Here is a 22,939-nt window from a genome sequence, read left to right on the forward strand (position 1 = left end):
CCCTCTGGAAGGGATCGCGCAGGTTGCGAATTCATGGCAATATCCCCGCCGGCAGCCCACTGGCCGGTTCCACGCAAGGATCGACACCGAATGGCCTTCAATAAAACCATCATTCCCCGCGTCATGGCTTCGATTCTCGGGCAGACCAGGGAAGTGCTGGCCGCCGAGGCGGTGATCGCCGTCGATGGGGCGGAAACCTTCGATTGCGACGTCACCAAGCTTCACCTTCACGACATGACGGTGATCGCCGGGCTGGGCGGCCCCATCAGCCTGCTGATCGCCTTCAGCTTCGAAAGCTCGCTGCTGGAGGCCCTTTACACCCGGGTCACCGCCGATATCGAGGTGCCCCCCGGCGAGGAGGATCTGTACCGGCGGGAGACCGCCGCGGAAATCGTCAACACCATTCTTGGGCTGTGCACCACCGATTTCCAGAACATCGAAGAGAGTATCGCGCTGTCCCCACCTGTGATCATCGAGGATGCGCGTTGCATTCATCGACCAAAAAACGCAGTATTCGCCAATATGCGGATACGTACCGAAAGAGGTATCGTCAGCGTAAGCTTCGTCGGTCCGCGCGACCTGTTTGATGACCACCTGAACTATCAATCCTAGGGCGGAACCGATGTCAGCGCTTAAAGTCCTCATCGTCGATGATTCCCTTATCGCGGTTAAGAAGCTGACCCTGATGCTGGAGGGGATGGGCCATCAGGTGGTGGGAACCGCCGGAACCGGGGCCAAAGCGGTGGATGCCTACCGCACCAGCAATCCCGATCTCGTCACCATGGACATCACCATGCCCGACATGAACGGCGTCGAGGCCACCGCCAGGATCATCGGCGAGTTCCCTTCGGCCCGCATCATCATGGTCACCTCCCACGGGCAGGAGCGCATGGTCATCGATTCGCTGGACGCCGGGGCCAAGGGCTACGTGCTGAAGCCGGTGCGGGCGGAAAAGCTTTCGGACATGATCGACAAGGTCATGGCCCGCTCGACCTGAACCGGGGACGTCCCACCCCATGACCTCGCCCTTCCCAGGCCTCAATCCCGGCGATCCCGGCTACTGGGAAGTGATCTTCGACGTCATTCCGTTCCCGGTCTACGTGGCGGATTTCACCACCCACGAGATCATCTGCACCAACCGCGCCATGCGCCAGAAGGTCGGCGTGGTGCAGGGACGCAAGTGCTTCGAGGCCATCTACCAGCAAACCCACCCCTGCCGCTTCTGCAAGATGCCGGAAATGGCGGCCCAGGGTGTGGAGACCTCGCTGGAATTCGAGCATTTCAACGACCGCGACGACCGCTGGTACCAGTTGCGCGAGACCATGCTCACCTGGTTCGACGGAAGGCGCGCCAAGTACTCCATCGCCGTGGACATCAGCGCCTTGAAGGGCTTCCAGAACGCCCTGGCCGAAGCCCACGCCGAACTGGCCCTGAAGAACCGCGACCTGGAAAAGGCCGTCACCCAGGCCCGCGACGCCGAACGCGCCAAGAGCGAGTTCCTGGCGGTGATGAGCCACGAGATCCGCACCCCCATGAACAGCATCCTGGGCATGGTCCACCTGCTGATGGACCGCCCCCTGGCCGCCGAGGACCGCGAGAAGCTGGCGGTGGTCCACGATTCCGGCGCCGCCCTGCTGGGCATCATCAACGACATCCTCGATTTCTCGCGCCTGGAAGCCGACGGCGTGCAGTTCGAGACCGCCCCCTTCCACCTGGGCAACACCGTCGAGGGCGTGGTGTCGCTGTTGCGGGGCCGCGCCTCGGAAAAGGGCCTCAGCCTGTCGCTGGACGCCCCCGATCCGTTGCCCGGCTGGGTCGGCGGCGACGGCGCCCGCCTGCGCCAGGTGCTGATCAACCTGATCGGCAATGCCGTCAAGTTCACCGCCCAGGGCGGCATCGTCCTGCGTCTGGCCCGGGTGGCCGGGGCGAACCGCTATGAATTCTCGGTGATCGACACCGGCATCGGGCTGGACGCCGAACAGGCGGCCTCGCTGTTCCAGCCCTTCCATCAGGCCGACGCTTCCATCAGCCGGCGTTTCGGCGGCTCGGGCCTGGGGCTGGCCATCTGCAAGAAGCTGGTCGAGGCCCAGGGGGGGGCCATCGGCGTGGACAGCGCCAAGGGTCTGGGCAGCCGCTTCTGGTTCCACCTGGATTTTCCCCCGGCCGCCGCCCCGACCGTCGAATCGTCGCGATTGGACGCCCCGCCCGTGCGCCCCCTGTCGATCCTGCTGGCCGAGGACAACGTCTTCAACCAGAAGGTCGCCGCCGGTCTGCTCACCCGCGAGGGCCATCGCGTCACCGTGGCCTGCAACGGCCTGGACGCGCTGGACAAGCTGCGGCAGGAGAATTTCGACCTGATCCTGATGGACATGCAGATGCCGGAAATGGACGGTCCCGAGGCGGCCCGGCGCATCCGCGCCATGCCCGGCCCGGTGGCCTCCATGCCCATCATCGCGCTCACCGCCAACGCCATGGCGGAAGACGTCGCCCGCTGTCGGGCGGCCGGCATGGACGCCCACGTGGCCAAGCCCATCGACCCGCTGCTGCTGCGCTCCACCATCGCCGAGGTCCTGATCCGCCAATGCCCGGAGACCAGCCGAAGCGAGGGAGGCTATTCCCTCACCCGCATGGCCGAGCAACTGGGCAGCGAGAACGCCGCCATCCTGGCCCGCACCTTCGTGGACAGCGGCGAGGAGATCTGCGGCCGCCTGGAGGATGCCGGCGGCGATCCCCGGCTGGTGGGGGCCGCCATCCACGAGTTGAAGGGCCTGGCCGCCTATTCCGGCACACCCTGGCTGGAAAACCTGGCGATCGCCATCGGCAAGGCCCTGCAGGACGGGGATACGGACGAGGTCCGACGGATGATCGGCCGCCTGCGCCGCCAGTGGGACGAGACCAAGGCAGACCTGACCCGGCAGTTCGGCCTGTAATCGGGTCTACGAGCCGCTCCCCGCTCTCCCCATATCAACGACAACGCCCACTGCCCGAGATTGCCTCCATCATGAGCCATTGCCTGGTGATCGACGATTCCAAGCTGATCCGGACCATCCATTGCGGCATGCTGACCCAGCTCGGCCTGACGGTGAGCGAGGCGGAAAACGGCGAGGAAGCCCTGAGCGCCTGCGCCTCCCGGATGCCGGACATCATCCTGGTGGACTGGAACATGCCGGTGATGGACGGGTTCACCTTCCTCAAGACCCTGCGCGCCATGCCGGCGGGAAAGACCCCCAAGGTGGTGCTGTGCACCATCGAGAGCGATTTGGACCACATCTCCCGCGCCCTCGCCGAGGGCGCCGACGAATACATCATGAAACCCTTCGACGTGGAGATTCTGGCCACCAAGCTGATGGCCGCCGGGCTCCCCCTGTCGCCCCATCCGCGACGCCCCGATCCCCTGGCCGACGGGAGATGACGGCAAACCTGCTGATCCTGGGCGGCACCGCCGAGGCCGCCGGTCTGGCCCGCATCCTGGCCGGGGATGCCGGCCTGCGGGTCATCTCGTCCCTGGCCGGCCGCACCGGGGCACCCCGCCTTCCCCCCGGTGAATGCCGCGTCGGCGGCTTCGGGGGCGAAAGCGGCCTGGCCGAGTATCTGCGCCGCGAAGCCATCGCCTTGGTGGTCGATGCCACCCATCCCTTCGCCGGCCGCATGGGATGGAACGCCGCCCGGGCCTGCGCCGCCCGGGCGGTGCCGCTGCTGCGCCTCGACCGTCCCGCCTGGGTGGCGGGGCCGGGGGATCGCTGGACCGAGGTGGGCGGCTGGGACGAGGCAATCCCGCTTCTGCGCCGCGCGGCGAAGCGGGTCTTCCTGGCGGTGGGGCGCCAGGAGCTGGCCCCCTTCGCCGGGCTGGAAGAGGCGTGGTTCCTGCTGCGCTTCGCCGAACGGACCCCGCCGACCGGTCCCACCCCCGCCCGCTTCGCCCTGATCGCCGATCGCGGCCCCTTCACCCCGGAGGGGGAGCGCGCCCTGCTGCGCGCCCATGGCATCGACACCATCGTCTGCCGCAACAGCGGCGGAGCCGCCGCCGGGGCCAAGCTGGTCGCCGCCGCCCAATTGAACCTGCCGGTGATCATGTGCCGCCGCCCGCCCCGCCCCGAAGGCCCCAGCGTCGGCTCGGCCGAGGAGGCCGCCGCCTGGGTCAGGGCGACACTGTCAGGCCCGGGACGTCAACCCGGCCCGTAGAGCTGCCGGGCACGCTTCTCGAAGGCGCCGACCATCAGCTTGACCGCCTCGTTGAACAGGGCGCCGATCATGGTCTGGAGCAGCTTGGAGCGGAACTCGAAATCCACGTAGAAGTCGATTTCCGTTCCCTGGGGGTGGGGCTTGAAGATCCAGTGATTGTCGAGGTGCTTGAACGGCCCCTCGGTATAGGTGACGTCGATGCGGCCGGGACGCCCCAGCGTCACCTTGGAGGTGAAGCGCTCCCTCACCATCTTGAAGCCGATCACCAGATCGGCGAAGAACACGTCGCCATCGCGAGAGCGGATACGCGACGCCACGCACCACGGCAGGAATTCGGGATAGCGGGCCACGTCGGCCACCAGCTCGAACAATTGCTCCGGGGTATAGGGCAGGACGCGCTGCTCGGCGTGGGTCGGCATCTTACCCCTGGCGGCGAAGACGTTCGGCCTTCAGCGCCTCGAAATCGCGGTCGGCGTGATGGCTGGAACGGGTCAGCGGGGTCGCCGCCACCATGAGGAAGCCCTTGGCCCGGGCGATATCGCGGTATTCGGCGAACTCGTCGGGGGTGACGAAGCGCTCGACGGCGGCATGCTTCAGGGTCGGCTGCAGGTACTGGCCGATGGTGATGAAATCGACGCCGGCCGAGCGCATGTCGTCCATGACCTGCAGCACTTCGTCCTTCTCCTCGCCCAGGCCGACCATGATGCCCGACTTGGTGAAGATGGCCGCATCGGCCTCCTTGGCGCGCTGCAGCACGCGCAGCGAATCGAAATAGCGCGCCCCCGGCCGGATGGCGGGATAAAGGCGCGGCACCGTCTCGAGATTGTGGTTGAAGACGTCGGGCCGGGCGGTGGCGATGCGCTCGACCCCGTCGCCCTTGCCACGGAAATCAGGCGTCAGCACCTCGATGGTGCAATGGGGCGAGGTGGCGCGGATGCGCTCGATGCAGGCGACGAACTGGAAGGCGCCGCCATCGGCCAGATCGTCCCGGTCCACCGAGGTGATCACCACGTGCTTCAACCCCATGGCCTTGACCGAATCGGCCAGATGCTCGGGCTCGGCCAGATCGATGGCGCCCTTGGGATTGCCGGTCTTGACGTTGCAGAAGGCGCAGGCCCGGGTACAGGTGTCGCCCAAAATCATGAAGGTGGCGTGCTTGTGCTTCCAGCACTCGCCGATATTGGGGCAGGCCGCCTCCTCGCACACCGTGTGCAGGTTCTTTTCCCGCATCAGCCGGCGCACTTCCGCCGCCTCTTCCGAGGTCGGGGCCTTGACCCTGATCCAGTCGGGCTTGCGCGGACTGATCTGGTCCGGCTTCCTGGCTTTTTCCGGGTGGCGAAGGGGCTGCGTGTCGCTCATGGCTTGGATATCGTCCAGCATTGGCCGCGGGTCAAGGATTTCTGAACCACGAAGGCGCAAAGGCACGAAGGAGCACGAAGAAATCTTTGCCTCTTCTTCATGCCCTTCGTGCCTTCGTGGTGAAAATGCCGGCTAGAAGTGAACCGCCCTTCCGTAAGCGTCCAGCACCGATTCGTGCATCATTTCCGACAGCGTCGGATGGGCGAAGACGGTGTGCATCAGCTCGGCCTCGGTGGTTTCCAGGGTCTTGGCGACCACGTAGCCCTGGATCATCTCGGTGACCTCGGCGCCGATCATGTGGGCGCCCAGCAATTCGCCGGTACGCGCGTCGAACACCGTCTTGATCATGCCCTCGGTCTCGCCCAGGGCGATGGCCTTGCCGTTGGCCATGAAGGGGAAGCGACCGACCTTGACGGTATAGCCCTTGTCCTTGGCCTTGGCCTCGGAAAGGCCCACCGACGCCACCTGGGGATGACAGTAGGTGCAGCCGGGGATCTTGCGCATGTCCAGCGGATGGACGTCGGGCAGGCCCTTGATCTTCTCCACGCAGATCATGGCCTCGTGGCTGGCCTTGTGCGCCAGCCAGGGCGCGCCGGCGATGTCGCCGATGGCGTAGATGCCCGGCTCGTCGGTGCGGCAATAGGGATCGGTGATGACGTGGGTGCGTTCCACCTTCACCCTGGTGCCTTCCAGGCCGATATTCTCCACATTGCCGACGATGCCGATGGCGGTGATCACCCGGTCGACGGTCAGCTCATGGGTCTTGCCGCCCGCCTCGATGGTGACGGTGACGTCGGCGGCGTTCTTCTTGAGCCCCTTGATGTTGGCGCCGGTGAGGATCTTCATGCCCTGCTTCTCGAAGCTCTTCTGGGCCATGGCGCTGATCTCGGCGTCTTCCACCGGCAGGACGCGGTCCATGGCCTCGGCCACGGTGACCTGGGCGCCCAGGGCGTTGAAGAAGCTGGCGAACTCGATGCCGATGGCGCCCGAGCCGATGACCAGCAGACGCTTGGGCATGGTGTCGGGAACCAGGGCTTCCTTGTAGGTCCAGATGAACTTGCCGTCGGGCTCGAAGCCGGGAAGGATGCGGGCCCGCGCGCCGGTGGCCAGGATGATGTGGGGCGCCGAGATGGTGGGCTTGCCCTCGATGGCCACCTTTCCACCACCCGCCAGCTTGGCGGTGCCGTCGATGACGGTGACCTTGTTCTTCTTCAAGAGGTGCTTGACGCCGCCCTGCAGCTGAGCCGAGACGCCACGCGAGCGCGCCACGATCTTGGCCAGGTCGAACGAGGCGCCGGGCGCCGACAGACCATAGGCATCGGCATGCTGCATGTTGCGGTAGACTTCCGCCGAGCGCAGCAGGGCCTTGGTGGGAATGCAGCCCCAGTTGAGGCAGATGCCGCCCAGGTGCTCGCGCTCCACCAGCGCGGTGTTCATGCCCAGCTGGGCGGCGCGGATGGCGGCCACATAGCCGCCGGGGCCGCCGCCGATGACGATGATGTCGAAGCTGTTCTCGGCCATCTTTCTCTCCAGTCTAGTCCGGCGAGCCGGGGAAAATCATGTTCAGGCGGCCTTCGATCTCCATGTCGTAGGCCTCGGCCAGCCGCCAGACATGCAGCCCCAGCAATTCGCGGAAGGCCCCCAGCAACTGGTAGAAAACGAAGGTCGGCATCTGATAGCGCCGTCCGGTGCGCCGGTCCCACGACTCGGCCTCGGTAATGTATTTGCGGCAGGCGGCGCGCATGGCGGCCAGCAGGTCCTGAGCGGGCGTGGCGGGCGGCAGCAGTTCGGCGGTCTCGCCGATCAGGCGCTTGGCATCGACCACGGCGCGGTAGCAACGCTCCTGCTCTTCCGGCAGGACGCCGCGATTGCAGAAGGCGGGGTTGTTCTCGATCATCGCCACCAGACCCGCCAGGGCCGAACGCTCGGCGACGGTCCCTGCGGGAAACGGCGTCACCGGCATGCCCGGTTGCCGGGGCATCTCCCTCACTCTCAAACCCATCTCACTCCCTCCCGGTTTCTTATTGCCCGGACAGCGGCCGCCAGGCCTGGTCCAGGTCGAAACTCAGATCGTGCTCGGCCACGTAATGGTCGAGAAAGGCGTCGAAACCGCCGAATTCCAGTTCGATGAAGGTCTCCAGCGCCTTGGCCTTGTCGCGGTAGAGCCCCATCAGGTCGAAGCGCCAGCCGGCTCCCGCCCGCTCGGCGGTGACCAGACTGCCCTGGTCCTCGCCGTCGAACAGGCAGCGGAAGGTCAGGCGATCCGGCCCCTGCTCCACCACCAGATCGCCCAGCTCCCAGGCGTCCATCATGACGTCGAGATAGGGAAAGGCGGTGAAGCCCAGGACGAAGGCCGGACCCGGACCCGCCCCGCTCAGATCGGCGGGTTCGGGCATGCCGCGATAGCGCAAAACCCAGAAGCGGGACAGCATGTCCACCGCCTCCAGGGCGTCGCGGTCGCCATGGGCGAACAGCGTCAGAAGTTTCTCGCCCCAAGCCAGGGATTCGCCGGCCAGCCGTCCCGCGATGAACGGAAAGCGCTCATCGCGGAAATCGGCCTTCAGGCTGGTGAAGGCGGCGAGCACGGCCTCGCGGCTCATGGCTCCGCCCTCCCTACAGCAGCATGGACAGCGGGTCTTCGATCAGCTTCTTGAAGGCGGCCAGGAACTCGGCCCCCACCGCGCCGTCCACCACGCGGTGATCGACGGAGAGCGTGCAGGTCATCACCGTGGCGACCGCCAGGGCGCCGTTCTTCACCACCGGGCGCTGCTCGCCCGCCCCCACCGCCAGGATGCAGCCCTGGGGCGGGTTGATGATGGCGGCGAAGTCCTTGATGCCGAACATGCCGAGATTGGAGATGGTGAAGCCGCCGCCCTGGAACTCCTCGGGCTTCAGCTTGTTGTCGCGGGCCTTGGCGGCCAGCGCCTTCATCTCGTTGGAGATCTCGGCCAGCCCCTTGTGGTCGGCATGATGGACGATGGGGGTGATGAGACCCGACGGCGTCGCCACCGCCACCGAGATGTCGATGTCGGTATAGCGCTTGATCGCCTCCTCGCCCCACGAGGCGTTGGCGGCGGGCACCTTCTTCAGGGCCAGCGCCACGGCGCGGACCACGAAGTCGTTGACCGACAGCTTGTAGGCATCCGACCGGCCATTGAGGTCGGCGCGCACCTTCAGCAGGGCGTCCAGCTCGCAGTCGATGGACAGGTAGAAGTGCGGAATGGTGCTCTTCGCCTCGGTCAGGCGCCGGGCGATGATCTTGCGCATGGAGGAGTTGGGGATCTCCTCGAAGGCCGGCTCGAACGGGCTGGCGGCGGCGGGTGCCGGGGCAGCCTTGGGCGCCGGCGCGGCAACGGCCGGAGCCGGAGCGGCGGCGGGAGCGGCCTTGGCGCCACCACCGGCGATGGCGGCTTCCACGTCGGCCTTGACGATGCGGCCATGGGGGCCGGAGCCCTTCACCGCCGCAAGGTCCACATTGCCGTCCCTGGCGATGCGCCTGGCCAGGGGCGAGGCGAAGACACGCCCTTCATCGGAGCGCGGGCGTCCCGCCCCCTGTTCGGCGGCGACTGGAGCGGCGACGGGTGCGGGCGAGACGCCCGCGCTCCCAGTAGCCGCCTTGGGGGCCGGAGCCGCCACAATAGCCGAGGCATCCTCGCCCTCTTCCAGCAGCACGGCGATGGGAGTGTTGACCGCCACGCCCGAGGTGCCGCCGGCCACCAGGATCTTGCCCAGCACGCCTTCATCGACGGCCTCGAACTCCATGGTCGCCTTGTCGGTCTCGATCTCGCACAGGATGTCGCCGGACTTGACGGCGTCGCCCTCGGCCTTCAGCCACTTGGCCAGATTGCCCTCGGTCATGGTCGGCGAGAGGGCGGGCATCAGGATTTGCACAGGCATGTTGTATCCCCCCTCTTAGCGGCGGTAGCAGACGGAACGGGCGGCGGCAGCCACCTGCTCGGCCTGCGGCAGGGCCAGCTTTTCCAGATTGGCGGCGTAAGGCATGGGCACGTCGGCCCCGGCCACCCGTACCACCGGCGCGTCCAGCCAGTCGAAGGCATGCTCCATCATCAGGGCGGCGATTTCCGAACCGATGCCGGCCACCGGCCAGCCTTCCTCCACCGAGACGATGCGGTTGGTCTTCTGGACCGAGGCGACGATGGTATTGGTGTCCAGGGGGCGGATGGAGCGCAGGTTGATCACCTCGGCCTCGATGCCCTCGGCCTTGAGGATCTCGGCGGCGTCCAGCGCGATCTGCACCATGCGGGAATAGGCGGTGATGGTGACGTGGGCGCCGGCCCGCTCGATCTTGGCCTTGCCGATGGGCAGGACGAAATCGGGATCATCGGGCACGTCGAAGCTCTGGCCGTAGAGCAGCTCGTTCTCCAGGAACACCACCGGATTGGGATCGCGGATGGCGGCCTTGAGCAAACCCTTGGCGTCGGCGGCGCTCCACGGCGCCAGCACCTTCAGGCCGGGGCAATGGGCGTACCACGAGGCGTAATCCTGGCTGTGCTGGGCGCCGACGCGGCTGGCCGCGCCGTTGGGGCCGCGGAACACGATGGAGCACGGCTGCTGGCCGCCCGACATGTACAGCGTCTTGGCCGCCGAGTTGATGACGTGGTCGATGGCCTGCATGGAGAAGTTCATGGTCATGAACTCGACGATGGGCTTCAGGCCGGCATAGCCGGCGCCGCAGGCCAGGCCGGCGAAGCCCATCTCGGTGATGGGGGTGTCGATGACCCGCTCGGCCCCGAATTCCTCCAAGAGACCCTGGCTGACCTTGTAGGCGCCCTGGTACTGGGCCACTTCCTCGCCCAGCAGGAAGACGTTGGCATCGGCCCGCATCTCCTCGGCCATGGCGTCGCGCAAGGCTTCGCGCACCGTCTGGCGCTTATAGGAGGCGTAGACCTTCTCCTCGGGCGCCGGGGCGGCGGCCAGGGGAACGGCGACCGGGGCCGGGGCGGCGGCGGCGACAGGCGCCGGAGCGGCGGCGGCCGGAGCCGGGGCGGCGGACAGCGCCGAGGCATCCTCGCCCTCTTCCAGGATCACGGCGATGGGGGTGTTGACCGCCACGCCCTCGGTACCGCCGGGCACCAGGATCTTGCCCAGCACGCCGTCCTCGACGGCCTCCATCTCCATGGTGGCCTTGTCGGTCTCGATCTCGGCCAGCACGTCGCCGGATTTGACGGCGTCGCCCTCGGCCTTCAGCCACTTGGCCAGCTTGCCCTCGGTCATGGTCGGCGACAGCGCCGGCATCAGAACTTGAATCGGCATGTTATGTCCCCCTCGCCTTAAGCTTCGATCAGCACGTCGGTCCACAGCTCGGACGGATCCGGCTCGGGACTGGACTGCGAGAACTCGGCGGCTTCGGTGACGATCACCTTGACCTCGCGGTCGATCTCCTTGAGACCGGCCTCGTCGATCAGCCCTTCCGCCAACAGCTTTTCCTTCAGCTGGTCGATGGGATCGTGCTGTTCGCGCATCTTGGTCACCTCCTCCTTGCTCCGGTACTTGGCCGGGTCGGACATGGAGTGGCCGCGATAGCGGTAGGTGTTCATTTCCAGGATGTAGGGCCCCTGGCCCGAACGGGCGTGTTCCAGCGCCCGGGCGGCGGCGTCGCGCACGGCGATGACGCTCATGCCGTTGACCGGCTCGCCGGGAATGCCGTAGGCCGCGCCGCGCATGTACAGCTCCTGGCCGGCGGCGTGGCGCACCGTCGAGGTACCCATGGCGTACTTGTTGTTCTCGATGACGAACACCACGGGCAGCTTCCACAGCGCCGCCATGTTGAACGCCTCGTAAACCTGACCCTGGTTGACGGCGCCGTCGCCGCAATAGACGTGGGCCACGCCGTTGTCCTTGGAATACTTGTGGGCGAAGCCGAGGCCGGTGCCCAGCGGCACCTGGGCGCCGACGATGCCGTGACCGCCGTAGAAGCGCTTCTCGCGCGAGAACATGTGCATGGAGCCGCCCTTGCCGCGCGAATAGCCGCCGGCGCGCCCCGTCAGCTCGGCCATCACCCCCTTGGGGTCCATGCCGCAGACCAGCATGTGGCCGTGATCACGGTAGGAGGTGATGCAGGAATCCGTCGGCCCCGCCACGGCCTGCATGCCGACCACCACGGCCTCCTGGCCGATGTAGAGGTGACAGAAGCCGTTGATCAGTCCCATGCCATAAAGCTGTCCCGCCTTTTCCTCGAACCGGCGGATCAGCAGCATCTCGCGATAATAGCGGATGAGTTCCTGAGGGGTGGGTTCGGCCGCCCCCCGTTCCTTCTTCTTGGTGGCCATGGTTCCTCCCGGATCCTGAATCGTTCAATGGACGGATAGGTAAACTAACCTTCCCTATTTTGCAAGCCGCATTTCGCTAAAAAACCCTTGTTTCGTAACGCCGTACTTATCGTTAACTGAACTTTGGTTATTTGCGAGCGGATTGCTGCGGCGCAACATTAACGGGTACTGTTGGACTCCCGGGCCAATGCCGCGGCCGTACCGCTTCCCCCCTCATGTGGGGAGGCCGGTCCATGACGGAAAGACTACCCATCCCGGCCATCGCCCGCCCTACTCGACGGTCGGGTCTTCCGGGGGAACGGCAATCGTGGTACTTACAGAACCCATACAGGACCAGGGGAACCAATGGGCACCAGGGAAAGACCGGGATTGTCCGCCCGTGCGGCGCGATGGGTGATGATCGTCGTCCTCGCGGCGAGCAGCAGCGCCTGCAACGTAACGCCCACCTACGAGCGTCCGAAGCAGGAGATTCCCACCAGCTTCCGCAATCCCCTGCCCGAACCCTCGCCGGAAATGCCCAAGCCGCTGTCCAAGTGGTGGACGATCTTCGGTTCCGAGGAACTGAACACCCTGGTGGAAGAGGCGCTGGCCAACAACCACGACCTCAAGGCCGCCGCCGCCCGCATCCGGCAGGCCGACGCCACGGCCGGTTCCGCCGCCGCAGCCCTGCTGCCGACCATCACCGCGTCGGGCAAGCGCAGCGTGGATTCGCCCCAGGGCGGCCAGGGCGCCGACCCCAATCCGCCCACCAACCGCACCCACCGCCTCAGCTCGGCCTACGTCTCGGCCAGCTGGGAAGTGGACCTGTGGGGCAAGCTCCGCGCGTCCGAGGCCTCGTCGCTGGCCACCGCGCTGGCCAACGTCCACGACCGCGAGGCGGTGGGCCTGGCCCTGGTTTCCGACGTGGTGCAGAGCTACATCCAGTATCTGGAAGGCATGGACCGCGAGACGGTGACGCGGAGCAACATCGCCAACATGAAGGCCATGTACCAGGCGGTGAGCGAGCGGGTGCGCCTGGGCGAAAGCTCGAACCTGGAACTGGCGCAGCAGCGCAACGTGCTGGCCCAGACCGAGGCGACCATTCCGCCCATCGTCCTGACCCGCGAGCGCGCCTTCAACAAGCTGGCCGTGCTGCTGGGCCGTCCGCCCCAGACCCTGGCGCTCAGCGGCCGGACGCTGCGCGACCTGCGGGTCCCGGAGGTATCGGCCGGCCTGCCGTCGGATCTTCTGCTGCGCCGCCCCGACATCCGCAAGGCCGAAGCCAACATGATCGCCGCCAACGCCAATATCGGCGTGGCCCGCGCCAAGCTGTTCCCCACCCTGTCCATCACCGGCGACCGCGGCTGGGCGGCCCAGTATTTCGACAACATCACCAAGCCGACCAGCATCTTCTTCACCCTGGCCGGCACCATGGCCGCCACGCTGTTCGACAACGGCAAGACGCGCTCGGACATCGAATACAGCGAGGCCAAGTACCGCGAGCTGGTGGAGAACTACCAGCAGACCATCCTGGTCAGTCTCCGCGACGTCGAGGACGCGCTGATGGCCGTGCGCCTGCAAGGCGACCTCGAGGTGGCGCAGCAGGAAGTGCTGCAGGCCTCGCTCGACGCCTACGGCCTCAGCTCCGAGGCGTTCCGCCTGGGAATGGTCGATTACCTCAACGTGCTGGAAACCCAGCGGACCCGATTCCAGGCCGAGGATTCCAAGGTCCAGGCCCGTTTCGGCCGCCTGGAGGCCGCCATCAGCCTGTACAAGGCCTTGGGTGGCGGCATGGAGCTTGATGAGGGCGCCGAGGAACCCCAGGCGGCGCCCGCGCCGCCCGCCGGTCAGAGCGGAACTCTGAACACGCCGGCCGCACCGGCCCCGGCGCAGGCTCCGCAACCGGCCGCCGCCCCGGCGACCGAGGCGCCCCCGCCACCGGCCGCGCCGCGCCCGCCGGTCGAAGCCGAGCAGAGCCCGACGTCGCCGGCCGCCCGGCTGTCGCCGCCGGCACCACCGGCTCGGGCCGCCGCCCCGGTGGTGGAAGCCACCGTCGGCGCCGGCACCGAACCGGCCGCCTTCCAGGCCCCCGTCGACATGCAGGTGCCGTCCATGGCCCCGGCCGACATCTATGAGACGGCGGCGTTCAACGACAACGCCAGCTAGGCCATGGAAACGCTGCAAGCCTACTGGTCCGGCAAGGAACTGGTCACCAACGGCCTGATCCTGCTGCACATGATGGGTGCCCTGGCCACCGGGCTGATGATCGGCTACGAGCGCTCCTATCACGGACGGGCGGCGGGTCTTCGTACCTATGCCCTGGTCTGCATGGCCTCCACCGCCCTCACCGTGGTCAACGGCTATCCCGGCATGTGGTATGCGGGCCTGTCCGATACGCCGGGCATCGCCGACCCCACCCGCACCATCCAGGGCATCATGACGGGTATCGGCTTCCTGGGCGCCGGCGTGATCATGAAGGAGGGGTTCAGCATCCGGGGCCTGTCCACCGCCGCCTCCATCTGGGTGACGGCGGCCATCGGCGTGCTGATTGGCGTCGGCTTCTATGTTGCGGCCCTGTTCGGCGCGTTCTGCACGGTGGTGGTGATGACCGCCGCGCGCCGCATCGAGAACGCCCTGCCCCACCAGACCGCTCTGCACCTGACGCTGACCTATCTGCACAACCAGACGCCGCCGGCCGAGGAAATTCACGCCATGCTGTCGCGGCACGGCTTCGTGGCCCGCGACTGGAGCTTCCAGCTGGAGGACGGCGGCGAGCTGTTCCAGTACCAGATGTCGCTGCTGGCCGAACGCGCCCCCGCCCCGCTGGAACTGCTCGACACCCTGTCCAAGACTCAGTCCCTGGCCGGTTTCCGCCTGTCTCCCGCCCGCTCGTAGGGTCAGTCCGCCGCCAGCAGGCTGAAATGGAAGGTGGAGCCCCGGCCGGGCTCCGACTCCGCCCAGATCCGTCCGCCGTTGTGCTGCACCAGCTTGCGGCAAATGGCCAGGCCGATGCCGGTGCCGTCGTAGGTCTGGCGCGAATGCAGGCGCTGGAACAGGGTGAAGATGCGGTCCAGCGAGGCCGGCTCCATGCCGATGCCGTTGTCGGCCACGGAGAAGACCCAGCTCGGCCCGTCCCGCCGGGCGGAAATGCGGATGCGCGGAACGGTGTCCCCGCGTCGGTACTTGATGGCGTTGCCCACCAGATTGAGGAAGATGCGGGCCAGTTCCACCCGCCGCGCCGACACCATGGGCATGGTGCCGATCACCTCGACCACCGCCCCGGATTCGTCCATGGCGGCGCCGAGATCGGCCAGGGCCTCGTCCAGGGGAAGCCGGCTGTCCAGGCGCTCGGGCTCGCCGTCGTCGTGGCGCAGCCGTGAATAGTCGAGAAGATTGGCGATCATCTCCTGCATGCGTTTGGTCCCCTGGACCGCGAAGGCGATGAACTCGTCGGCGTCCTTGTCCAGCCGGCCGCGATAGCGCCGCCCCAGCAGCTGGACGTAGCCGGCCACGTTGCGCAGCGGCTCCTGCAGGTCGTGGCTGGCGATGTAGGCGAATTGCTGCAGGTCCTCGTTGGATCGCTGCAGGCTCTCCAGCAGGCTTTCGCGCTCGGCCTCGGCCCGCAGGCGGTCGGTGACGTCCCGGACCACCGACAGCACCGCCGGCCGCTCGTCCAGGCTGACCCGGGTGGAGACCACCTCGGTCTCGATGGTCTCGCCCTCGGCGGTGAGGTAGCGGGACGAGCCGCTGGAAACGCCGTCGGGCCGGGCCAGCACGGCTTCGACCCGTAGAGCCAAGGCGTCGCGGCTGTCGGGATGGACGAAGTCGAAGATTTCACGTCCGGCCAGGGATTGCCCCTCGGGCACCTTCAGCATGCGCGACGCCTGGGTATTGGCGAACAGGATGCGGCCGTCGCGATGGACGATCACCGCCATGGGGGCGGTCTCCATCAGGGCGCGGTAGCGCTCCTCGCTCTCGGCCATGTGCCGCTGGGCGCGGCGCTGCCGTCCGGCGTAGACCGCCCAGCCGAACGACACCAGGGCGGTCAGCACGAAAAGAATGACCCCCATGCCGCGGGTCACCCGCAATTCGCCGTCATCGCCAGACCATCCACCCCTGGGCCAGCCCCCCTTGGGGATCGCCGCCATGGCCCAGGTCCCGTCGGGCAGGGTGACCTCCATCTCCACCGGCGCGCGGGCGAAGATCGTCTCGTCGCCCCAGATCATCGCTCCCGCCTTGCCCAAACCGTCGCGGCCGCGCAGCGCCAGGTCCAGGGGCAGCGTTTCGGCGTCGATTCCCGACGCGGCGAAGACCTTGGAAATGTCGATCACCACGCTGATCAGGCCGAACAGCCTGGCCTCGCCGCCGCCGGAATCGGGCAGGAAGACCGGCACCCGGCCGATCAGCGCGGTCCCCCCCTGGATCAGGTTCACCGGCCCGGCCACCACCGGCTTGCGGCTCCGGATCGCCCGCTCCACGGTCGGCCACTGGTCGGGTCGGTCGCGGTAATCGGCGCCCAGCACCGCCCGGTTGGGGGCCACGGGATAGACCGAGGTGATCACGGTGCCGCGCGACATGGTGAGATTGCGGACGGAATCGTAGTCCTGCGTGACCAACGAGGCGGCACGGGCGAAATCGCCGTCGCTCATGCCGTCGTGAAAGATGATCTGAGCCACCAATCCCCGCGTGATGAGCAGCGGAGCGGTCAGGTTGTATTCCAGGCGGGCGCGCAGCACGCTGAGCTGGGACACCAGTTCGGCCCGTGCCGCCTCGTGCCGGCGCTCCGATTGCAAGGCGTAAAGCTGCAGCAGCGCCAGACCCGAGCACAGTGTGACGAAGGCGGCCATGACGAACGGAAGCCATGTGGATGGCCTCCTGGCATCGCCGCCGATATTCAGTCTGCCGGGCATGCCGCCCTCTTCAACCCCAAACCCATGCCTTGGTTATACCACCAATCGCATGAAGACCCAAATCCACCGGAAGGCGAAACGGTCACAAAGGCAGGTTGTTGTAGAAATGCACCAGACCGGGCGCCACCCGGCGGCGTTCGGTCTCGGTGCCGCCCACCGTCTGCATCAGCTTGCGCAGGAACATGCGGTCGCATTTGGGCATTTCGAAGAACGCCTTCATGGCGATGAGATCGCCGCCATACTTGGGCAACTCGCGGATGACGCGGACGATGGCGTCGCGGAAGGCGCCCTCGCGCGCCTGATCGTGGCGGTCCTTGGGATGGAACTCCTGCTGGTAGAGCAGGGCGACCTCGCGCCAGGCCTCGATCAGGGCCTCGGGCTCCCAGCGGATCACCGAATGGAGCAGCGGAATGTCGCTCTCGTCCGGCGACGGAAAGCCGCCGGCCTTGGCCCAGTCGTGGAACACCGCCCAGGGATCGTCGGCCTTGGCGTGCTTGGCTCCCACCCCTTCCGACTTGTAGGCGGCCCAGCGGGAATCCCAGGTGTCGAGGATGGGATTGCCCTGCCCGCCCTGTTGCAGGATGCCGATCAGCCGGTTGGGGCCGCTGGAATCCCAGGTCCGGCTTTCCGACAGTTCCTTGATGCGCTTGGTGGTGCGGATGTCGGGCAGGACGAACTTGCGCAGCAGGGCCTCATAGCAATTGGCGAAGCCGGGCGAAATGATGAAGGGCAGCGGAATGTGCGGGCGCAGGCTGGCGGCGCCGGCCGGATTGACCACCAGCACCTGCAGGGCGCGACGGGCATAGCGGGCCAGGGTCTCGTCGAACATCTGGCGGAAGTTGTCGAAGGCGATGGGCGCCTCCTCCTCCACCTCGATCACCGCCGGGGGCGGCTCGGGCGCCACCACCGGGGCCACGCCCTTGGCCCGGTTGACCAGATACTTCTTGGTGACGTCGAACAGCAGCCAGCGTTCCTTGTCGCGGGCGTCGTCGGGACCGGGCGGCAGCAGCCCGTCGAAATGCTGGTCGGCGGCGGCGCCGAGCTCCTCGACGTCCATGGCCGCCACGGCGCGGTCCAGGATGGTGTCGAAAACCACGCCCAGTTCGCGGTCATTGGCCCAGGACTGGGTATCGGGATCGGACGAGGTCATCCGGCGCAGCATGAGAATTTGCGGCACCTTCAACCCGGAAGTGACCGCCAGCAGCTCCGCGACCTTGGACTCGAATTTTTCTCGACGCTTGGAATCGTTCATCTTTCAAGGCCTTCCGTCCCTTCTGGGACCAAGGCCTCCCCCAAAACACGCTACCGAGCGCCAATGATGGCACCGCCGCTGGCAATGGGCAAGGCCATCCGCTGGGATTATCGCCGGGGAATGGCCCGCGACAGCAGGAAAAGCGCCGTCGCCACCGTCACGATGCTGGGTCCCGACGGCGTATCCCACAGCCAGCTGCCGCCCAGGCCGAAACCCACCGCCGCCAGTCCCGAAGCCGCCGCGATGGCGGCCATCTGCTCGGGCGTGCGGGCCAGCCGGCGGGCCGCCGCCGCCGGGATGATCAGCATGGCGCTGACCAGCATCACGCCCACCACCTTCATGGCCGCCGCCACCCCCAACGCCACCAGCAGCATCAACAGGGTACGGGCGCGGGCGACCTTGTGGCCCTCGACCACCGCCAGATCCTCGTCCACCGCCGCCGCCACCAGGGTGTTCCACTGGGAGGCCAGGACCGCCAGGATCACCGCCGCGCCGCCCCACAGCCAGACCATGTCGGCGGCGCTCACCGCCAGGATGTCGCCGAACAGCCAGCCCATCAGATCGACCCTGACCCGCTCCAGCAGGGACAGCAGCACCAGCCCCAGCGCCAGCGAGCCGTGGGCCAGGATGCCCAGCAGCGAGTCGATGCCGCTGGCGCGGTCCACCTCGGCGCGCGCCAGAATCAGGGCGGCGACCACGCACAGCGCCGCCACCCCGGCCAGGGGGGCAACGCCCAACAGCAACCCCGCCACGATGCCCAGCAGGGCGGAATGGGCCAGGGCGTCGCCGAAATAGGCCATGCGGCGCCAGACCACGAAGCAGCCCAGCGGCCCCGCCACCAGGGCCACCGCCGCGCCGGCCAGCAGGGCGCGCAGCAGGAAGTCATCCATGGCGGCACCCCGGCCCGTGAACGTGTGGCTGCTCTGCGCCTTCCAGCGGCAGCACCGAGCCATCGGCGCCGTGGCCGTGGTCGTGGGCATGGGTGTAGATGGCCAGGCTGGCCGCCACCCGGGGGCCGAACAGCGCCAGGTATTCCGGGTGACGGCTGACCGCCTCGGGATGGCCGGCGCAGCACACATGACGGTTGAGGCAGACCACGTGGTCGGTGGCCGCCATCACCACATGCAGGTCGTGGGACACCATCAGCACGCCGACACCGGCTTCACGCGCCTGGGCGGTGATCAGGTCGTAAAGCTCGGCCTGCCCCGCCACGTCGACGCCGCCCACCGGCTCGTCCAGCACCAGCAGGTCGGGGCGGCGCAGCAGGGCGCGGGCCAGCAGCACACGCTGCAATTCGCCGCCCGACAGGTCGACCACCTGACGGTCCAGCACATGCCCCGCCCCCACGGTGTCCAGCATGTCTTCCAGAGTCCCGCCGCCGGCCCGGCCCGCCAGGGCCATGGCCAGGAAGCGCCGCACCGAAAGCGGCAGCAGCCGCCCGATGTCGAGGCGCTGCGGCACATAGCCGACGATGGCGGCGCTGCGTTCCACGATCCCCGCATCGGGGCGCAGCAGCCCCAACGCCACCTTGAGCAGGGAAGACTTGCCGGCACCGTTTGGCCCCACCACGGTGATGATCCGCCCGGCCTCCACGACCAGATCCACATGGTCGAGCACCACGTGCCCGCCATGGGTCAGGCGCACGCCGGACAGCCGGAGCAGCGTCATGGCGCCCCGCGCCCCTCACGGCAGCGGGAGCACAGCCCCTCGATCTCGATGGTCTGGCGCGCCACGGTGAAGCCCAGGCGCCCGGCCGCCCGGCCGATGGCGGCATCCACCTCGCGGTCCTCCAGTTCCACCGCCATGCCGCACTCGCCGCACAGCAGGAACTGGCCGGCATGGGCGTGGCCGGGATGGGCGCAGCCGACATAGGCGTTGAGCAGGGCGATGCGGTGCACCAGGCCATGGGCCTGCAGGAACTCCAGCGCCCGGTAGACGGTGGGCGGCGCCGCAGACCATCCTTCCTTGCCCAGGGACTCCAGCAGGGCATAGGCCCCCACCGGCCGGTGGCTGACCCAAACCAGTTCCAGCACCCGGCGGCGGATGTCGGTCAGCCGGGCGCCCCGGCGACGGCATTCCTCCTCGGCCGCCGTCATGGCGGCGCGGATGCAGGCGCCGTGATCGTGCTGGGGGAGCGGAAAGCTCATCCTTGCCACCACCATAATGTTACATTATAACATTCCATCCCCTCCATCATGGCACGGAGCGCCCCCATGCGGAAGACCCTGGCGACCGCCTTTATCCTGTTCGCCTTCGCCACTCCGGCGGCGGCTGAAGTCCCGGCCGTCCTGGTCAGCATCAAGCCGCTGCATTCCCTGGTGGCCTCGGTGATGGACGGCGTGGGCGATCCCGGCCTGATCGTCTCGGGCAGCGCCTCGCCCCACGGCTACGCCATGAAGCCCTCGGATGCCCGGGCCGCCGAGAAGGCCAGGCTGGTGGTCTGGGTGGGGCCGGCGCTGGAATCCTGGCTGGAACGCCCCATGGCCCGGCGCAAGGACGGTCTCGCCATGCTGTCGCTGCCCGGCCTGATCCGCCTCGACACCCGCGAGGGCGGCGCCTGGGACCGCCACGACCACGACCACGGTCACAAGCACCACGGCAAGCGGCACGACGAGACCGACCCCCATGTCTGGCTCGACCCGCGCAACGCCCAAGTGCTGGCGGGCGCCGTGGCCGAACGCCTCGCCGTCCTCGACCCGGCCAACGCGCCCCGCTACGCCGCTAACGCCGAGGCCCTGAAGCAGCGGCTCGCCGTCCTGGATGCCGAGATCGCCGCCCAGCTGGCCCCGGTGGCCAGGCGGCCCTATGCGGTGTTCCACGACGCCCACCAGTATTTCGAGGCGCGCTACGGCCTGTCGCCGGCCGGAGCCATCACCGTCGATCCCGAGCGCCCGCCGAGCGCCAAGCGCATGGCCCAGCTGCGCGACCGGCTGAAAGCCACCGGCGCCGCTTGCGTGTTCGGCGAGCCGGGGGCGCCTTCGGCCACCGCCGCCACCCTGGCCGACGCCGCCGGCGTGCGGCTGGGACAGCTGGACCCGGAAGGCCTGCTTGTGCCCCCCGGCCCCGAGTCCTATGTGCAGCAGATGAAGGGCATCGCCGGCGCCCTTGCCGAGTGCCTTGCCGCCCGCTAAACCCTTAGCCTCCCGTTGGAGAGGTTCGTGTCATGTCCGCTATCGATTCCGCCGCCGTGCTGCCCAGGCTCAAGTTCAACGCCGATGGGCTGGTTCCCGCCATCGCCCAGCAATTCGACACCGGCGAGGTGCTGATGATGGCCTGGATGAACGCCGAATCCGTGGCCGAGACCCTGGAGACCGGCCGGGTCTGCTATTTCTCGCGCTCGCGCGGGGGCCTGTGGCGCAAGGGCGAGACCTCGGGCCAGCAGCAGCGGCTCAAGGACTTCCTGATCGACTGCGACGGCGACACCATCCTCCTGAAGGTGGATCAGGACGGCGTCGCCTGCCACACCGGCCGGCGCACCTGCTTCTACACCGCCGCCCGGGCGGAAGGCCTGACCGAGGTGGCGAAGGTGCAGGTGTCGCCGGAAGAGCTGTACAAGAAGTAAATTGAGCTATCGCCCAAACCCATCCGGGGCGATGCCCCGGCCCCCATTTCATTCGAAAGGGGTTTGGGGCCGAGGCCCCAAGCGGGTATGGGCGGCAGCCCATGGACTGGAGTTGCACGCATGAGTCTCATCCCCGTCACCGTCCTGACCGGCTTCCTGGGCAGCGGCAAGACCACCCTCCTGAACCACCTGCTGGCCCAGCCGGGTCTGGCCGACACCGCCGTGCTGATCAACGAGTTCGGCTCGGTGGGTCTCGACCATCTGCTGGTGCGCGAGGTGGCCGAGGACGTGGTGCTGCTGCAATCGGGCTGCCTGTGCTGCACCGTCCGGGGCGATCTGGTCGAGGGCATGCGCGACCTGTTCATCAAGCGGGTGCGGGGCGAGATTCCCGAATTCAACCGCATGATCATCGAGACCACCGGCCTGGCCGACCCCGCCCCCATCATCCACACCCTGATGAGCGATCAGCTGATCTCCAGCCGCTACAAGCTGGACGGCATCGTCGCCACGGTGGATGCGGTCAACGGCGAGAGGACGCTGGACGCCCAGGCCGAGGCGGTCAAGCAGGTGGCGGTGGCCGACCGGCTGGTGCTGACCAAGGCCGACATCGCCGATCCCGTTGCGGTGGAGGTGCTGCGCGCCCGCCTGCGCCGCCTCAACCCCGCCGCCCCCATCATCGTCGCCGCCCACGGCAAGGTGGAGCCCGAGGCGCTGCTCAATGCCGGCCTGTTCAATCCCGGCAGCAAGATACCCGACGTGGCCGGTTGGTTGAACGAGGAGGCCTATCGCGCCCATCAGCACGCCCATCACGACCACCACCATCACCACCATCACCACGACGCCAACCGCCACGACGCCCACATCCAGGCCTTCGTCTTCACCGCCAGCGAACCGGTGTCGTGGACGGCCCTGGGCTTCGCGCTCGAGCTGATGATCTCGTCCAAGGGCGAGAACCTGCTGCGCATCAAGGGAATCGTCAACGCCCGTGAATCCGGGGACCCGCTGGCCATCCACGGCGTGCAGCACGTCTTCCACCCGCCCGCCCCCCTGCCCGGCTGGCCCGACGACGACCACCGCACCCGCATCGTCTTCATCACCCGCGACCTGTCGCGCCAGGCGGTGGAAGACCTGCTGAAGGGCGTGCTGGCCCTGGACGATACGCCCCAATCCCACTAGTCCGCTCGGAATTACCGCGCCGCACATTAAAATTGTTTGACTGGGGATTTGCTGCTTGTTAGTCTTATTCCAGATGTTGACCTCCCCCGAGGTCAGCCTCCCTCTCTAAGCAACTGCCACCGCCCCGACCCTCTGGTTCGGGGCGGTTTTTTTGCTCTACGTCCAAGGTATGCAAACGATTAGGCGAACCTATTCTTTTGCGCAACACGTGAAGCGATACATCTCTCGG

General features: G+C 67.6%; 23 protein-coding genes. 10 read left to right on the plus strand and 13 right to left on the minus strand.

The annotated features are described in order from the left end of the window. The first annotated feature begins 33 nt into the window (after positions 1–33). The 5 genes from ACV4UZ_RS08005 (at position 34) to ACV4UZ_RS08025 (ending at position 4,182) form a co-directional block, all read left to right on the plus strand. Positions 34–612, plus strand: coding sequence for a chemotaxis protein CheX (locus ACV4UZ_RS08005; protein WP_491600365.1), 579 nt, complete (start codon positions 34–36; stop codon positions 610–612). Positions 613–622: 10 nt separating this feature from the next. Further along, complete coding sequence (locus tag ACV4UZ_RS08010) at positions 623–997, plus strand: response regulator (RefSeq protein WP_491600366.1); 375 nt, start codon at positions 623–625, stop codon at positions 995–997. A gap of 19 nt (positions 998–1,016) precedes the next feature. Then, positions 1,017–2,930, plus strand: coding sequence for a sensor histidine kinase (locus ACV4UZ_RS08015; protein WP_491600367.1), 1,914 nt, complete (start codon positions 1,017–1,019; stop codon positions 2,928–2,930). A gap of 71 nt (positions 2,931–3,001) precedes the next feature. After that, on the plus strand, positions 3,002–3,412 hold the full coding sequence (locus tag ACV4UZ_RS08020) for a response regulator (RefSeq protein ID WP_491600368.1): 411 nt from the start codon (positions 3,002–3,004) through the stop codon (positions 3,410–3,412). Continuing rightward, on the plus strand, positions 3,409–4,182 hold the full coding sequence (locus ACV4UZ_RS08025) for a cobalt-precorrin-6A reductase (RefSeq protein WP_491600369.1): 774 nt from the start codon (positions 3,409–3,411) through the stop codon (positions 4,180–4,182). The genes ACV4UZ_RS08020 and ACV4UZ_RS08025 overlap by 4 nt, the downstream gene beginning before the upstream one ends. Here the strand turns inward: ACV4UZ_RS08025 and ACV4UZ_RS08030 are convergent. The 8 genes from ACV4UZ_RS08030 to pdhA all read right to left on the minus strand — a co-directional run bounded on the left by ACV4UZ_RS08030 (position 4,167) and on the right by pdhA (position 11,831). Next, a complete protein-coding gene (locus ACV4UZ_RS08030; protein WP_491600370.1) occupies positions 4,167–4,601 on the minus strand; it encodes a type II toxin-antitoxin system RatA family toxin in 435 nt (144 codons plus the stop codon). The two genes, ACV4UZ_RS08025 and ACV4UZ_RS08030, sit on opposite strands and share 16 nt — an antisense overlap. A gap of 1 nt (position 4,602) precedes the next feature. After that, positions 4,603–5,580, minus strand: a complete 978-nt coding sequence (gene lipA, locus ACV4UZ_RS08035; protein ID WP_491600388.1) for a lipoyl synthase — start codon at positions 5,578–5,580, stop codon at positions 4,603–4,605. A 93-nt stretch (positions 5,581–5,673) separates the two neighbouring features. Beyond that, positions 5,674–7,062, minus strand: coding sequence for a dihydrolipoyl dehydrogenase (lpdA, locus tag ACV4UZ_RS08040; RefSeq protein WP_491600371.1), 1,389 nt, complete (start codon positions 7,060–7,062; stop codon positions 5,674–5,676). 13 nt (positions 7,063–7,075) lie between these two features. Next, positions 7,076–7,522: a DUF6650 family protein gene (locus tag ACV4UZ_RS08045; protein WP_491600372.1), complete on the minus strand. Its 447-nt coding sequence runs from the start codon at positions 7,520–7,522 to the stop codon at positions 7,076–7,078. Between the two features lie 40 nt (positions 7,523–7,562). After that, positions 7,563–8,141 carry a hypothetical protein gene (locus tag ACV4UZ_RS08050; RefSeq protein ID WP_491600373.1) on the minus strand — a complete coding sequence of 193 codons (579 nt, stop codon included), beginning with the start codon at positions 8,139–8,141 and terminating at the stop codon, positions 7,563–7,565. Positions 8,142–8,154: 13 nt separating this feature from the next. Further along, positions 8,155–9,438: a pyruvate dehydrogenase complex dihydrolipoamide acetyltransferase gene (locus ACV4UZ_RS08055; RefSeq protein ID WP_491600374.1), complete on the minus strand. Its 1,284-nt coding sequence runs from the start codon at positions 9,436–9,438 to the stop codon at positions 8,155–8,157. Positions 9,439–9,453: 15 nt separating this feature from the next. Further along, positions 9,454–10,815 (minus strand): pyruvate dehydrogenase complex E1 component subunit beta, encoded by a 1,362-nt coding sequence (locus ACV4UZ_RS08060; protein ID WP_491600375.1) that lies wholly within the window; start codon positions 10,813–10,815, stop codon positions 9,454–9,456. 17 nt (positions 10,816–10,832) lie between these two features. Beyond that, positions 10,833–11,831: a pyruvate dehydrogenase (acetyl-transferring) E1 component subunit alpha gene (gene pdhA, locus ACV4UZ_RS08065; RefSeq protein WP_491600376.1), complete on the minus strand. Its 999-nt coding sequence runs from the start codon at positions 11,829–11,831 to the stop codon at positions 10,833–10,835. Between the two features lie 396 nt (positions 11,832–12,227). Between pdhA and ACV4UZ_RS08070 the strand changes: the two genes are divergently transcribed. Together ACV4UZ_RS08070 and ACV4UZ_RS08075 are read left to right on the plus strand one after the other, a co-directional pair. Beyond that, entirely contained in the window at positions 12,228–13,976 is a 1,749-nt protein-coding gene (locus ACV4UZ_RS08070) for an efflux transporter outer membrane subunit (protein ID WP_491600377.1), read from the plus strand. A gap of 3 nt (positions 13,977–13,979) precedes the next feature. After that, positions 13,980–14,705: an MgtC/SapB family protein gene (locus ACV4UZ_RS08075; protein WP_491600378.1), complete on the plus strand. Its 726-nt coding sequence runs from the start codon at positions 13,980–13,982 to the stop codon at positions 14,703–14,705. A 2-nt stretch (positions 14,706–14,707) separates the two neighbouring features. On the opposite strand, the gene ACV4UZ_RS08080 is transcribed toward ACV4UZ_RS08075, so the two are convergent. The 5 genes from ACV4UZ_RS08080 to ACV4UZ_RS08100 all read right to left on the minus strand — a co-directional run bounded on the left by ACV4UZ_RS08080 (position 14,708) and on the right by ACV4UZ_RS08100 (position 20,119). Further along, positions 14,708–16,720, minus strand: coding sequence for an ATP-binding protein (locus ACV4UZ_RS08080; protein ID WP_491600379.1), 2,013 nt, complete (start codon positions 16,718–16,720; stop codon positions 14,708–14,710). A gap of 82 nt (positions 16,721–16,802) precedes the next feature. Next, on the minus strand, positions 16,803–17,972 hold the full coding sequence (locus tag ACV4UZ_RS08085) for a hypothetical protein (RefSeq protein WP_491600380.1): 1,170 nt from the start codon (positions 17,970–17,972) through the stop codon (positions 16,803–16,805). A gap of 107 nt (positions 17,973–18,079) precedes the next feature. Next, positions 18,080–18,862, minus strand: a complete 783-nt coding sequence (locus ACV4UZ_RS08090) for a metal ABC transporter permease (RefSeq protein WP_491600381.1) — start codon at positions 18,860–18,862, stop codon at positions 18,080–18,082. Next, positions 18,855–19,640, minus strand: a complete 786-nt coding sequence (locus ACV4UZ_RS08095; RefSeq protein ID WP_491600382.1) for an ATP-binding cassette domain-containing protein — start codon at positions 19,638–19,640, stop codon at positions 18,855–18,857. Before ACV4UZ_RS08095 ends, ACV4UZ_RS08090 begins: the two co-directional genes overlap by 8 nt. Next, complete coding sequence (locus ACV4UZ_RS08100; RefSeq protein ID WP_491600383.1) at positions 19,637–20,119, minus strand: Fur family transcriptional regulator; 483 nt, start codon at positions 20,117–20,119, stop codon at positions 19,637–19,639. The genes ACV4UZ_RS08095 and ACV4UZ_RS08100 overlap by 4 nt, the downstream gene beginning before the upstream one ends. Positions 20,120–20,185: 66 nt before the next feature. Here ACV4UZ_RS08100 and ACV4UZ_RS08105 point away from each other — a divergent pair, with 66 nt between their 5' ends. The 3 genes from ACV4UZ_RS08105 (at position 20,186) to ACV4UZ_RS08115 (ending at position 22,710) form a co-directional block, all read left to right on the plus strand. Further along, the gene (locus ACV4UZ_RS08105) at positions 20,186–21,103 is read left to right on the plus strand and encodes a zinc ABC transporter substrate-binding protein (RefSeq protein WP_491600384.1); all 918 of its coding nucleotides are present in this window, start codon (positions 20,186–20,188) and stop codon (positions 21,101–21,103) included. A gap of 32 nt (positions 21,104–21,135) precedes the next feature. Further along, positions 21,136–21,534 (plus strand): phosphoribosyl-AMP cyclohydrolase, encoded by a 399-nt coding sequence (gene hisI / locus ACV4UZ_RS08110; protein ID WP_491600385.1) that lies wholly within the window; start codon positions 21,136–21,138, stop codon positions 21,532–21,534. 120 nt (positions 21,535–21,654) lie between these two features. After that, on the plus strand, positions 21,655–22,710 hold the full coding sequence (locus tag ACV4UZ_RS08115) for a CobW family GTP-binding protein (protein WP_491600386.1): 1,056 nt from the start codon (positions 21,655–21,657) through the stop codon (positions 22,708–22,710). Positions 22,711–22,939: the final 229 nt, after the last annotated feature.

Source organism: Paramagnetospirillum sp., assembly GCF_058402745.1.

Excerpts from the sequence above, each read along its gene's own strand:
- ACV4UZ_RS08005 (WP_491600365.1), top strand. The coding sequence starts at position 34 with ATGGCAATATCCCCGCCGGCAGCCCACTGGCCGGTTCCACGCAAGGAT.
- ACV4UZ_RS08010 (WP_491600366.1), top strand. The coding sequence starts at position 623 with ATGTCAGCGCTTAAAGTCCTCATCGTCGATGATTCCCTTATCGCGGTT.
- ACV4UZ_RS08015 (WP_491600367.1), top strand. The coding sequence starts at position 1,017 with ATGACCTCGCCCTTCCCAGGCCTCAATCCCGGCGATCCCGGCTACTGG.
- ACV4UZ_RS08020 (WP_491600368.1), top strand. The coding sequence starts at position 3,002 with ATGAGCCATTGCCTGGTGATCGACGATTCCAAGCTGATCCGGACCATC.
- ACV4UZ_RS08025 (WP_491600369.1), top strand. The coding sequence starts at position 3,409 with ATGACGGCAAACCTGCTGATCCTGGGCGGCACCGCCGAGGCCGCCGGT.
- ACV4UZ_RS08030 (WP_491600370.1), bottom strand. The coding sequence starts at position 4,601 with ATGCCGACCCACGCCGAGCAGCGCGTCCTGCCCTATACCCCGGAGCAA.
- lpdA (WP_491600371.1), bottom strand. The coding sequence starts at position 7,062 with ATGGCCGAGAACAGCTTCGACATCATCGTCATCGGCGGCGGCCCCGGC.
- ACV4UZ_RS08045 (WP_491600372.1), bottom strand. The coding sequence starts at position 7,522 with ATGCCCCGGCAACCGGGCATGCCGGTGACGCCGTTTCCCGCAGGGACC.
- ACV4UZ_RS08050 (WP_491600373.1), bottom strand. The coding sequence starts at position 8,141 with ATGAGCCGCGAGGCCGTGCTCGCCGCCTTCACCAGCCTGAAGGCCGAT.
- ACV4UZ_RS08055 (WP_491600374.1), bottom strand. The coding sequence starts at position 9,438 with ATGCCTGTGCAAATCCTGATGCCCGCCCTCTCGCCGACCATGACCGAG.
- ACV4UZ_RS08060 (WP_491600375.1), bottom strand. The coding sequence starts at position 10,815 with ATGCCGATTCAAGTTCTGATGCCGGCGCTGTCGCCGACCATGACCGAG.
- pdhA (WP_491600376.1), bottom strand. The coding sequence starts at position 11,831 with ATGGCCACCAAGAAGAAGGAACGGGGGGCGGCCGAACCCACCCCTCAG.
- ACV4UZ_RS08070 (WP_491600377.1), top strand. The coding sequence starts at position 12,228 with ATGATCGTCGTCCTCGCGGCGAGCAGCAGCGCCTGCAACGTAACGCCC.
- ACV4UZ_RS08075 (WP_491600378.1), top strand. The coding sequence starts at position 13,980 with ATGGAAACGCTGCAAGCCTACTGGTCCGGCAAGGAACTGGTCACCAAC.
- ACV4UZ_RS08080 (WP_491600379.1), bottom strand. The coding sequence starts at position 16,720 with ATGCCCGGCAGACTGAATATCGGCGGCGATGCCAGGAGGCCATCCACA.
- ACV4UZ_RS08085 (WP_491600380.1), bottom strand. The coding sequence starts at position 17,972 with ATGAACGATTCCAAGCGTCGAGAAAAATTCGAGTCCAAGGTCGCGGAG.
- ACV4UZ_RS08090 (WP_491600381.1), bottom strand. The coding sequence starts at position 18,862 with ATGGATGACTTCCTGCTGCGCGCCCTGCTGGCCGGCGCGGCGGTGGCC.
- ACV4UZ_RS08095 (WP_491600382.1), bottom strand. The coding sequence starts at position 19,640 with ATGACGCTGCTCCGGCTGTCCGGCGTGCGCCTGACCCATGGCGGGCAC.
- ACV4UZ_RS08100 (WP_491600383.1), bottom strand. The coding sequence starts at position 20,119 with ATGAGCTTTCCGCTCCCCCAGCACGATCACGGCGCCTGCATCCGCGCC.
- ACV4UZ_RS08105 (WP_491600384.1), top strand. The coding sequence starts at position 20,186 with ATGCGGAAGACCCTGGCGACCGCCTTTATCCTGTTCGCCTTCGCCACT.
- hisI (WP_491600385.1), top strand. The coding sequence starts at position 21,136 with ATGTCCGCTATCGATTCCGCCGCCGTGCTGCCCAGGCTCAAGTTCAAC.
- ACV4UZ_RS08115 (WP_491600386.1), top strand. The coding sequence starts at position 21,655 with ATGAGTCTCATCCCCGTCACCGTCCTGACCGGCTTCCTGGGCAGCGGC.